The sequence below is a fragment of the Clostridium sp. genome, from assembly GCF_032552055.1.
Taxonomy (GTDB): Bacteria; Bacillota; Clostridia; order Clostridiales; family Clostridiaceae; genus Clostridium.
This window is the reverse complement of record NZ_JAWGSV010000095.1, coordinates 1-11076: the sequence shown is the minus strand read 5'-3', so window position 1 is coordinate 11076 and position 11076 is coordinate 1. Positions and strand designations below refer to the sequence as shown.

At 28.3% G+C, this 11076-nt stretch carries 10 protein-coding genes; all 10 read left to right on the top strand.

Annotated elements, in window-relative coordinates; genetic code table 11:
* Positions 1-137: 137 nt before the first annotated feature.
* Complete coding sequence (locus E6248_RS08230) at positions 138-1430, top strand: potassium transporter TrkG (protein ID WP_316340337.1); 1293 nt, start codon at positions 138-140, stop codon at positions 1428-1430.
* 11 nt (positions 1431-1441) lie between these two features.
* Entirely contained in the window at positions 1442-2113 is a 672-nt protein-coding gene (locus E6248_RS08225; protein ID WP_316340336.1) for a TrkA family potassium uptake protein, read from the top strand.
* A gap of 90 nt (positions 2114-2203) precedes the next feature.
* Positions 2204-2341 (top strand): six-cysteine ranthipeptide SCIFF, encoded by a 138-nt coding sequence (gene scfA / locus E6248_RS08220; RefSeq protein WP_016208429.1) that lies wholly within the window; start codon positions 2204-2206, stop codon positions 2339-2341.
* A 140-nt stretch (positions 2342-2481) separates the two neighbouring features.
* Entirely contained in the window at positions 2482-3837 is a 1356-nt protein-coding gene (gene scfB, locus E6248_RS08215) for a thioether cross-link-forming SCIFF peptide maturase (protein ID WP_316340335.1), read from the top strand.
* A gap of 84 nt (positions 3838-3921) precedes the next feature.
* The gene (locus E6248_RS08210; RefSeq protein ID WP_316340334.1) at positions 3922-5139 is read left to right on the top strand and encodes a pitrilysin family protein; all 1218 of its coding nucleotides are present in this window, start codon (positions 3922-3924) and stop codon (positions 5137-5139) included.
* Between the two features lie 11 nt (positions 5140-5150).
* Entirely contained in the window at positions 5151-6563 is a 1413-nt protein-coding gene (locus E6248_RS08205) for an aminotransferase class I/II-fold pyridoxal phosphate-dependent enzyme (protein WP_316340333.1), read from the top strand.
* Between the two features lie 73 nt (positions 6564-6636).
* A complete protein-coding gene (htpG, locus tag E6248_RS08200) occupies positions 6637-8493 on the top strand; it encodes a molecular chaperone HtpG (protein ID WP_316340332.1) in 1857 nt (618 codons plus the stop codon).
* A 553-nt stretch (positions 8494-9046) separates the two neighbouring features.
* A complete protein-coding gene (locus E6248_RS08195; protein ID WP_316340331.1) occupies positions 9047-9886 on the top strand; it encodes a pyridoxamine kinase in 840 nt (279 codons plus the stop codon).
* Positions 9873-10391 (top strand): TIGR04002 family protein, encoded by a 519-nt coding sequence (locus E6248_RS08190; RefSeq protein ID WP_316340330.1) that lies wholly within the window; start codon positions 9873-9875, stop codon positions 10389-10391. The genes E6248_RS08195 and E6248_RS08190 overlap by 14 nt, the downstream gene beginning before the upstream one ends.
* A 22-nt stretch (positions 10392-10413) precedes the next feature.
* Positions 10414-11076, top strand: a 663-nt coding sequence (locus E6248_RS08185) for an endonuclease/exonuclease/phosphatase family protein (RefSeq protein WP_316340329.1), incomplete at its 3' end; no start/stop codon positions are given.

The following is an 11076-nucleotide window of genomic DNA, read 5'->3' as shown; positions in this document are numbered from 1 at the left end:
TTTCAGGGCTAAATTAAGAGAATTTCGGTAAAAATAAAGAAATTGACAGTCAAATTTTAGGAATATATAATTAAGCATAAATTGATAAAATGGATACGACATAAAATATTACTTATATTATGAAGGAGATCTTTATTATGGGAGTATTAAAGAAAATAAGCCCTGGTAGAATTATTGTATTAGGGTTTTTTTCAGTTATTTTGATTGGAGCTCTCTTATTAAAATTACCTATTTCAATAAGAGATGGACAAACAGTTACCTTTGTAGATGCTTTATTTACTTCAACTAGTGCAGTTTGTGTTACTGGATTAATAGCAGTTGACACAGCAGATACCTTTACTGTTTTTGGACGAACTGTAGTGGCTCTCTTGATCCAAATAGGAGGCCTTGGAGTAACTTCGGTAGGTGTTGGGGTAATATTACTTATGGGTAAAAAAGTAGGTATTAAGGAAAGAATGCTTATAAAAGAATCCATGAATTTAGATACAATGCAAGGTTTAGTTAGGTTAGTTAAAGCAGTATTAATTATGACATTAAGCTTTGAATTAATAGGTACTATATTAAGCTATATAGTCTTTTCAAAAGACTACAGTCCATTAGATGCTTTGGGAATTAGTGTTTTCCATTCAGTAGCAGCCTTTAATAATTCAGGTTTTGATATATTAGGAGGCCTTCAGAATTTAATCCCTTACCAAAGTAATATATTATTAAATCTTACAACTTGTGGACTTATTATATTTGGTGGATTAGGATTCTTAGTAATTAGAGAAATAATAGTGTATAAAAAGTTTAGCAAATTTAGTTTACATACTAAAGTAGTAATTGTAATGACAGCCTTCTTACTTATAGTTGGAACTGTATTCTTAAAGGCAACTGAAGATATTTCATGGCTTGGAGCCTTTTTCTTTAGTACTTCAGCAAGAACAGCAGGATTTAGTACCTATCCATTAAGTAACTTTACAAATGCAGGATTATTTACTTTAACAATTTTAATGTTTATTGGTGCTTCACCTGGATCTACAGGAGGGGGTATAAAAACTACTACAATGTTTACTTTATTTAGAAGTATGTATAGCACAGCAACTAATAAGTACTGTACTGCTTTTAAGAGAAAAATACCTGCTAATACAATAATTAAGGCTTTTAATTTAATAATTTTAGCTTTATTAGTAGTTTGTATGGGAACATTTATGTTAAGTGTTTTAGAACCAAATTACTCATTTATGCAATTGTTATTTGAAACTACTAGTGCCTTTGGTACAGTTGGATTATCTACTGGAATAACACCAGACTTAACTGATCCTAGTAAGATAATTTTATCTGTAATAATGTTTATCGGTAGACTTGGACCTATGACTATGGCAACTATTTGGTCCTTTAAACAAAATCAAGGTGCTTCTTATTCAGAAGAAGCAGTAATTATAGGATAGGGGGAAATATTATGTTTAATCTTAAACCAGCAGTAGAATTTGGAATTATAGGAATAGGTAGATTTGGATTTGCTTTAGCAAAAACTTTAATTGAAGCAGGAAAAGATGTTGTAGTGTTAGATAGTGATGAAAATAAAGTGAAGCAAATTAGATCATATACAGATAATGCTTTTGTAGTAAATAATTTAAATAAAGAAACTCTATTAGAAACAGGAATACAAAATTGTGGTACAGTATTTGTATGTATTGGAGAAAAGATTGATGTAAGTATATTAACTACTCTAAATGTTATTAATATGGGGGTTAAGAGGGTTATCGCTAAAGCTAATACTTACGAGCAAGGATGTGTATTAAAGAAGATAGGTGCAGAAATAGTTTATCCTGAAAATGATATGGCTATAAGAATTGCAAATAGATTACTTAATGAAGAAGCTTTAGAATTTATAGAGTTAAATAATGATATTCATATAGAAGAATTAAGAGCTACAAATAGGATAGATGGTAAAAGTGTATTGAAATCTAAAATCAGACATGAGTTCAACTTAAATATAATTGCTGTAGAGAGAGATGAAGAAACTATGATTGAAGTTGATCCAGAATATGTTTTAAGAGAAAATGATTTAATTGTAGTTATAGGAAAGAAAGCTAATATTAGAAGGTTTGAAGAATATTTAAACAATTAAAATATAGAGAATAAAGGAAATATTGTCTTTAAAAATTTAATATTTTGTGATATAATCGGAAAGAATTTGTAATATGGGGGAGATATTATTATGAAGCATATTAAGACAATCAACAAGACTAACATTAAAAACAGCTTAGTTAAGCCAGGCTGTAAAGAATGTGCTAACTCATGTCAATCAGCTTGCAAAACTTCATGTACAGTTGCAAACTTAGAGTGTGAAAATTAATTAAGAGAAGGAGCTGCAACACAAAGAAAAGTGAATAATTAAAAATTAAGAATTAATCATTATTAGTTGTTAATTATTAATTGGGCTGTCCTTGTGGGACAGCTCCTTGACTTTTTAATAAAACTTTTGGAGGTAATAAAATGTCGTTAATACATAAATTTAAGCAAGGTGAAAATTACTTTGTACTAGATGTTAATACAGGAGCAGTTCATATTGTAGATGAACTTGTATATGATTTAGTTCATGATGAAGGAATGAAGAAAAAGTCAGAAATAATAGAGTTACTTAAAGGGAAATACGATGAAGAAACTATTGCAGAAGCCTATGATGAAATGGTGGAACTAGTTAAGGAAGGTTTATTATATTCTGAAGATCAGTATGAAGATATAGCACATGGATCAATGGATGATAGAGATTATATAAAGGCTGTATGCTTAAATATAATTCATGGCTGTAATTTAAGATGCAAATATTGTTTTGCAGATGAAGGGGAATATAATGGACATAAAGGGGTTATGTCTATTGAAACTGCAAAAAAGGCAATAGATTATGTTGTTAAGAGAAGTGGTCCTAGAAGAAATATAGAAATAGATTTATTTGGTGGCGAACCAACTATGATAATGGATACTATAAAAGAAATAATAAAGTATGCAAGGGATAATGAAAAGGAATGGAAGAAAAATATTAGATTTACCATGACTACAAATGCTACTTTATTAAATGATGAAATGATGGACTTTATGGATAAGGAAATGGGTAATATTATATTATCATTAGATGGAAGAAAATGTGTTAATGATAATGTTAGAATTAAGGTAGATGGTTCTGGATCTTATGACGATATCCTTCCAAATATAAAGAAGATGATAGAAAAGAGAACTCCAGGTAAGATGTACTATGTAAGAGGTACTTTTACTAGAGCTAATACAGATTTCTATGAAGATGTAATGGCTATGGTAAATGAGGGCTTTAAAGAAGTTTCTATTGAACCTGTAGTACTAGAAGATGGACATCCTCTTTCACTAAGAACTGAAGATTTACCTGAAATAATGAAGAACTATGATAAGCTTTATGAAGATATGGTAAGAAGAAAAAGAGAAGGTAAGGATGAATATAAATTCTATCATTTCAATGTAGATTTAAATGGTGGACCTTGTGTTTATAAGAGAATTTCAGGTTGTGGAGCTGGATTTGAGTATGTTGCTATAACTCCTCAAGGTGAAGTTTATCCATGCCATCAATTTGTAGGAAAAGAAGAATACAAGTTAGGAAGTATTTATGATGATACTTATGATGCTGATCTTGGTAAAAAGTTTAAGAAGGCACATATATATAATAAGCCAAAATGTAGAGATTGCTGGGCAAGATTCTATTGTAGTGGAGGATGCCAAGCTAACAACGTAAACTTTAATGGTGATATGAATATACCTTATGAAATTGGTTGTGCTATGCAAAAGAAAAGAATTGAATGCGCAATAGCATTAAAAGCAGAATAATATTATTAAAAGCTGGAATTTGAATAGTCAAGTGCCAGCTTTTAATTTACAATTATATTGTAATAAAGGAGGAGTAGATTCTTTATGGAAGTAATACTAGATAATAATATTAAGGTTATTTATAAAGAAACAACATCAAAGCTTACATCCATTTCTATTTCTGTAGATGCTGGAGCGTGCAAGGAAAAGGATTTGCTGGGGCTTGCACATATAACAGAGCATATGGTTTATAAGGGAACAAAAACTAAGTCTGAAGAAGAAATTAATAAGACATTGAGCAGTATATTTGCTTTCCAAAATGCCATGACAAATTATCCATATGTAATTTATTATGGAACTTTACTTAATGAAGACTTGGAAAAGGGAATAGAATTATTTTCTGACTTAATTATAAATCCTATTTTTGATAAAAAGGGATTTTCTGAAGAAATGGAAGTTATTAAAGAAGAATTAGAAGAATGGGATGAGGAAATAGAGCAATATTGTGAGGATAAACTATTTTTAAATAGCTTTACTAATAGAAGAATAAAATATCCTATAATAGGTAGAGAAAATGATTTAAATAATATAATGCTAGAAGATGTAAAGGAGTTTTATAAGGAAAACTATTCACCTAGTAAAACTTCAATAGCAATAGTAAGCTCAATGCCATTTAATAAGATTTTAGACATAGTGAAGAAGTACTTTTCTACATGGAAAGATAATAGTAATGCAGAAGTAATTAATGATATAGATTATGAAATAAGTAATTTTAATATATATAAGGATAAAAAGGAAGGTAGCAAAATAGCTAGAGTTCAACGTGTATTCCCAATTAATGAGCTTACTTTTAAGGAACTTAAAGTTTTTAGACTTTTTAATGAATATTTTGGAGAAGGTGTTAATTCTATATTGTTTGATACTTTAAGAACTAAAAACTCGTTAGTTTATGATGTATTAACAAAGGTTTCTAATGAAAAGTATATAAAATTATATAAAGTTAATTTTAGCACCTCAGTAGAAAAGTTAGATAAATCTATAGAGTTATTAGATAATTGTATAAGTGATATTATCAATATGGAAGGTGAGAATTTTAAAGTAGATATTTCTTCTTTAGGTAAGTCCTTAAAGCTAAAAAGGTTATTTAGAGAAGAGCAAAATATTATTGCAGCTAAGGAACTTTCTACTTATAGTACTATGTTTGGTAACTATAAAATATATAATGATGAAATAGAAGGATTAGAAGATATTACAATAAATGAAATATTAGAAGTTGCTAAGAAAGTACTAAGAAACAGTTCTACTGAAATTATTTATAATTAAGAGAGGTAAATATGAAAAAAGCACCTTTATTAGAAGCAGTTTTAGATTATAAAGAAGAAAATAATTTGATTTTATCAATGCCTGGAAATAAAAGTGGAAAGGCATTTTTAAGGGATAGATTAGGAGAAAAGTTTGCAAATACCCTTGGAGAATTAGATATAACAGAAGTAGATCCTTTAGATAACTTACATTCTCCAGAGGGAGTAATTCAGGAAGCAGAAGACTTATTAGCTAAGGCTTATAAGGTGAAAAGAGGATATTTTGTTGTAAATGGAAGTACTGCTAGTAATTTAGCAGCAATATTTTCGGCATTTAATGAGGGGGATGAGGTTCTAGTAGAAAGAAACTGCCATAAGTCTGTATATAATGGTCTTATTTTAAGAAAGCTTAAACCAATTTATATAGATGCAGTTATAGATAAGGAAATTGGAATCTTTATGCCTCCATCTAAAGAAGAAATTATTAAAACCTTAAGTATAGCTAAAAATCCAAAGGGAATAATACTAACTAATCCTAATTATTATGGGATTTATTATGAAGATATATCAATATTTAAAGAGCTTAAAGAAAAGGGATTAAAAATTATTATAGATGCAGCTCATGGAGCTCACTATGGTTTTGCAGATAATTTACCAAAATCTATTGCAGCTTTAGGGGACTATGTAATATTAAGTCCACATAAGACTCTTCCAGCCCTAACTCAAGGAGGATATTTATTATCAAATGTAGAAGATGATAATTTGAACTTTTATATAAGAGCTTTTATGACAACATCACCTTCTTATTTGATTATGTCTTCATTAGATTATGCTAGATACTATTTAGATAATTATGCAGAGAAAGATTATAATACATTAATAGAAAAAGCCGAAGAATATAGAATTAAAATTAATAAATTAAATAAGGTTAGTATAATATCGAAGGATAATATTAAAGAAGGATATGGAATAGATAAGAGTAGATATATAATGACTCTAAAGAATGGATATAGTGGTCATAAATTATTAGAATACTTAAGAAGTAGAAAGATTCAAGCTGAAATGAGTTTTGCTAAGGGCGTTGTTTTAATATTATCTCCTTCAAATATAGAAGAGGATTTTATTAAATTATATGAGGCAATTAATGAGCTGGAAATAAGGAATATTAAGTCAGAAGGAAATGATTTTATCTTTAACAGCATTACTAATGAAAAGATATTAGAACCGTATGAGGTGTTTAATTTAAAAGGTGAACTAGTTAAGCTTGAAGATGCAGCTAATAAAATTGCCATGGAAGCAATAGTTCCTTATCCACCTGGTATTCCTTTAGTTCTTCCAGGTGAAAGGATATCAGAGGAATCAATTAATATAATAAATGATTATATTAATAATAAATTAAGTGTAATTGGTGTGAAAAATAGCTTTATTAAGGTAATTTTAGACTAAATAGTCTATAATGAATATTGACAAGATTTTCAATTTTCAATAAAATATTTTACATAAAAGGAGGGTGTTTTTTATGGAGAAAAATAAAGGGAATATTTCCATTCATACAGAGAATATTTTCCCAATTATTAAGAAATGGTTATATTCAGATAAGGATATTTTTATAAGAGAGCTTATTAGTAATGGGTGTGATGCAATAAGTAAATATAAAAGATTGGTTAGCCTAGGTGAAGCTAAGGAAGATGCTGATAATAAGTACTCTGTAACAGTATCAATTAATAAATCTGAAAAGACATTAAAGTTTATTGATAATGGTATTGGAATGACAGAAGAGGAAGTGAAAAAATATATAAATCAAGTTGCCTTTTCTGGAGCTGAGGACTTTATCAATAAGTATAAGGATCAAATCAATGATGACAAAGATATTATTGGTCACTTTGGATTAGGTTTTTATTCAGCATTTATGGTAGCAAAAAGAGTTCAAATAGATACTTTATCATATATTGATGATGCTGAAGCTGTAACTTGGGTATGTGAAGGTGGAACTGAATATGAAATCTCACCATCATTAGAAAGAAAAACAAGGGGTACTACTATTACTTTATTTGTTGATGATGATAGTACTGACTTTTTAGAAGTATATAAGGTTCGAGAAATAATAGAGAAATACTGTTCTTTCTTACCTATAGAAATTTACTTAGAGGATGAAAATTCTGAGAATAAGGAAGAAGATAAGAAACCTTTAAATGATACTAATCCACTATGGATGAAAGCTCCAAAGGATTGTAGTGATGAAGAATATAAGGCTTTCTATAAGAAAGTATTTAGAGATTTTAACGATTCTCTATTCTGGATTCATTTAAATGTAGATTATCCATTTAACTTAAAAGGAATATTATATTTCCCTAAACTAAAGCATGAGTTAGAAGCAACTGAAGGTCAAGTAAAGTTATATAACAATCAAGTATTTGTTGCAGATAATATAAAAGAAGTTATACCAGACTTTTTATTACTTTTAAAAGGAACAATAGATTGTCCAGATTTACCTTTAAATGTTTCTAGAAGCTTCCTGCAAAAAGATAAGGATGTAATGAAGATATCTAAACATATAGTTAAGAAAGTGGCTGATAAGCTAGTCTCTTTATCTAAAAATGAAAAGGAAAGCTTTAATAATTTCTGGAAAGACATTCAAATCTTTATTAAGTATGGATGCTTAAGAGATGAAAGTTTTTATGAGAAGATAAAAGATATAGTTATTTTTAGAAGATTAAATGGTGAGTATATAACTTTAAAAGAATATCTAGAAAATAATAAGGAAAAGCATGAAAACAAAGTCTTTTATGTAACTGATGAAAAGCAACAATCTCAATATATAAAGATGTTTAAGGATGTGGATTTAGATGCATTAGTTTTAGATTGTTCTTTAGATAATCATTTTATTAGCTTCTTAGAAGCAAAAGAACCAGGTGTTACTTTTGCAAGAATTGATTCTGATATATCTGATATCTTAAAAGAAGAAAATAGTGAAGATACATCAGATTTTAATAAAAAGATAGAAGACACATTTAAGGAATTAAATATTAAAGATATAAAGGAAGTTAAAGTTCAAGGATTAAAGAATCTTGAAACACCTGCTATTATTTTAATTTCTGAAGAATCAAGAAGAATGTTAGAAATGAGTAAGATGTTTGGTGGTATGGATATGCCAAATATGTTTAATGAAGAAAAGACTTTAGTGCTAAATAGTAATAATCCTATTATAAAGAAGATAGCTCTAAATAATAATGATGATAATAAGGAAAAGCTTGAATTAATAAGTAAGTATATTGTAGATATTGCACTTTTATCTAATAAAGAACTAAATGCCGAAGAAATGAATAGTTTTATAGATAGAAGTAATAAGCTTTTAAGTATGGTTATTGAATTATAGTTAAAAGATAAAAGGTAAAAATGAAAAGTGAAAATCTGAGGAGGAAACTCCTAGAGGTCTTTTTAAAGAGGCTGTCGCAGAAGTTAATGCGACAGCTTTTTTGAGGTTTTTAGGGTTGATATCAGCATTCTTTTAAAGGATTCACAACTATTTTTTTTAGGTATATAAGTTGAAATAATATTTTGCATTTTATTAAATTATTTCATATTTAAAGTTTCAGCTAGGTGATTACACAATCAACTTATATAAAATCAAAAGATATATAAGCTTTCAATTAATGAAATTTACTTTCAAAACTATTTTTACTTAAATAATATAAATCCTCAAAATGTAGATTCTTTATTGAAACGTATATATTGTGCTTATTTGTTAAATATACTGTAGGCTCTAATACTATAAGCTAATATTCTGTTTCCAAAGCCTCTTTAAGTGATATATGAATTTTTTATCTTTTACTTATTCAAAACTAATTACAATTTGTACCGATACAATAGACAAAATGAAAATCTTGGATTATTATATATAAATAACTTAAAAAAGAGTAGGTGCACTTATGAAAGAAGTTAAAAAGATAGCAACAATTAATGATTTATCAGGAGTAGGAAGGTGTTCTTTAACGGCAGCAATACCAATATTATCAGCTTTAGGGGTACAGTGTTGTCCTTATCCAACAGCTGTTTTATCATGCCATACTGGCTTTGATCAGTACACTTTTTTAGATATTACAGATGAGATGATTAAATATAAGGATTCATGGAAAACACTAGGTATGAATTTTGATTGTATCTATAGTGGATTCTTAGGATCAGAGAAACAAATAGATATAGTTTTAGATTTTGTTAATGAAAGAGATAATACTTTAGTAGTAGTTGATCCTGTTATGGGAGATAACGGAGTTAAATATGATACCTTTACTAGCAGCATGTGTAGTAAAATGAAACACTTAGTTTCAATTGCTAATATAGTAACTCCTAATTTAACAGAAGCTTGCATATTGACAGGAGAAGAATACGATAAATATAATACTAGCGATGAAAAAGTTATTGAAATCTGCAAAAAGATAAGTAATCTTGGTCCAGAAAAAGTAATAATAACTGGAATAATAAAAGGAAATAATATATATAACTATGCTTATGATAAAGGAAAAAACGAAGTTTTTAAAGTAAAGTCAAAATTCAATCATGAGTCCTATAGTGGAACGGGAGATGTATTTACATCAATTATTATAGGATTACTTATGAATAACCATGATTTAAACTATGCTATCAAACATGCAACTGACTTCATATATAAAGTAATAGAATTTACATCTAAGTTTAAAACTGATACTAATGAAGGAATTATGTTTGAAGCCTTTTTAAAGGAGTTGATTTTAATTAATGAATACAAGTAATAGAACTAGGAATATAGTATTAACAGCTCTATTTTCAGCTTTAATATGTGTAAGTATAATATTTTTTCATATACCAACAGGCTTTAATGGGGGATATATACATTTAGGTGATGCTTTTATATATTTATCAGCTGTAATATTACCTACTCCTTATGCCATGATTGCAGCGGGAATTGGTGGTGCACTTTCAGATGGATTAACTGGTGGGGTATTATGGATATTACCTACAATGATAATAAAACCTATGATGGTATTTTGCTTTTCTTCAAAAAGTGATAATATAATTTCAAAGAGAAATGTTCTTGCAGTATTTTTAGCTGGGATAATAGGAGTATTTGGATATTATTTAGCTGGAGCAATAATTTCAGGAAACTTTTTATCACCAATAGCAACTTTATTTATGGAGATGATACAACCTATTGCAAGTGGAATAATATTTGTAGTATCAGGGGTTGTTTTAGATAAGCTGAAAATAAGAGATAAAATTTCTTTTGCTGCAAAATAGCGACATTATAAGGAGATAAAGTATGAAGGTACTAACCTTTAACTTAAGGACTGATTTTCTATTAGATATTAATAATAGATGGAATACTAGAAAAAAATTAGTATATGAAATTATTAATAATAATGATTATGACATTATTGGTGTACAAGAATTAAATAATAAGATGTATAGTGACTTATCTTCTGAGATTTCTAACTATAATATAGTAGGTAATCCAAGAAGTTCTAGATATTTTATAGAAAGAAATGATATATTAGTTGCAAAAAGACATAGGATACTTGAACACAGCACTTTTTGGTTATCTGATAAACCAGATAAAATGGGAAGTGCTGTATGGTATTCAGTATTTCCAAGAATCTGTACTACAGCATTAGTAGAACTTGAAGAGGGGAACCTTATACGTGTATATAATACTCATTTAGATTTTCTGCTACCTAAAGCTAGGGAATATGGTCTTAAAAAGATTGGAGAGTATATTGAAAATAAGAATAAGCAAGACGATTATCCTGCAATTTTAATGGGAGATTTAAATGCAGGACCTAAAAGTAAAGCTGTTACAGAGTTTACTCAGGGAAAATATAGTAGTAAAAGGTTTGTTGCAGTTCAAGATTATGATAAAGAAATATACGCTAGAGCAACTTTAGGAAAATTTAAAGGAATAAAAACAGGATTACATATTGATTAT

Coding starts and splice junctions, on each gene's coding strand:
- E6248_RS08230 (WP_316340337.1), top strand. CDS start 138: ATGGGAGTATTAAAGAAAATAAGCCCTGGTAGAATTATTGTATTAGGG.
- E6248_RS08225 (WP_316340336.1), top strand. CDS start 1,442: ATGTTTAATCTTAAACCAGCAGTAGAATTTGGAATTATAGGAATAGGT.
- scfA (WP_016208429.1), top strand. CDS start 2,204: ATGAAGCATATTAAGACAATCAACAAGACTAACATTAAAAACAGCTTA.
- scfB (WP_316340335.1), top strand. CDS start 2,482: ATGTCGTTAATACATAAATTTAAGCAAGGTGAAAATTACTTTGTACTA.
- E6248_RS08210 (WP_316340334.1), top strand. CDS start 3,922: ATGGAAGTAATACTAGATAATAATATTAAGGTTATTTATAAAGAAACA.
- E6248_RS08205 (WP_316340333.1), top strand. CDS start 5,151: ATGAAAAAAGCACCTTTATTAGAAGCAGTTTTAGATTATAAAGAAGAA.
- htpG (WP_316340332.1), top strand. CDS start 6,637: ATGGAGAAAAATAAAGGGAATATTTCCATTCATACAGAGAATATTTTC.
- E6248_RS08195 (WP_316340331.1), top strand. CDS start 9,047: ATGAAAGAAGTTAAAAAGATAGCAACAATTAATGATTTATCAGGAGTA.
- E6248_RS08190 (WP_316340330.1), top strand. CDS start 9,873: ATGAATACAAGTAATAGAACTAGGAATATAGTATTAACAGCTCTATTT.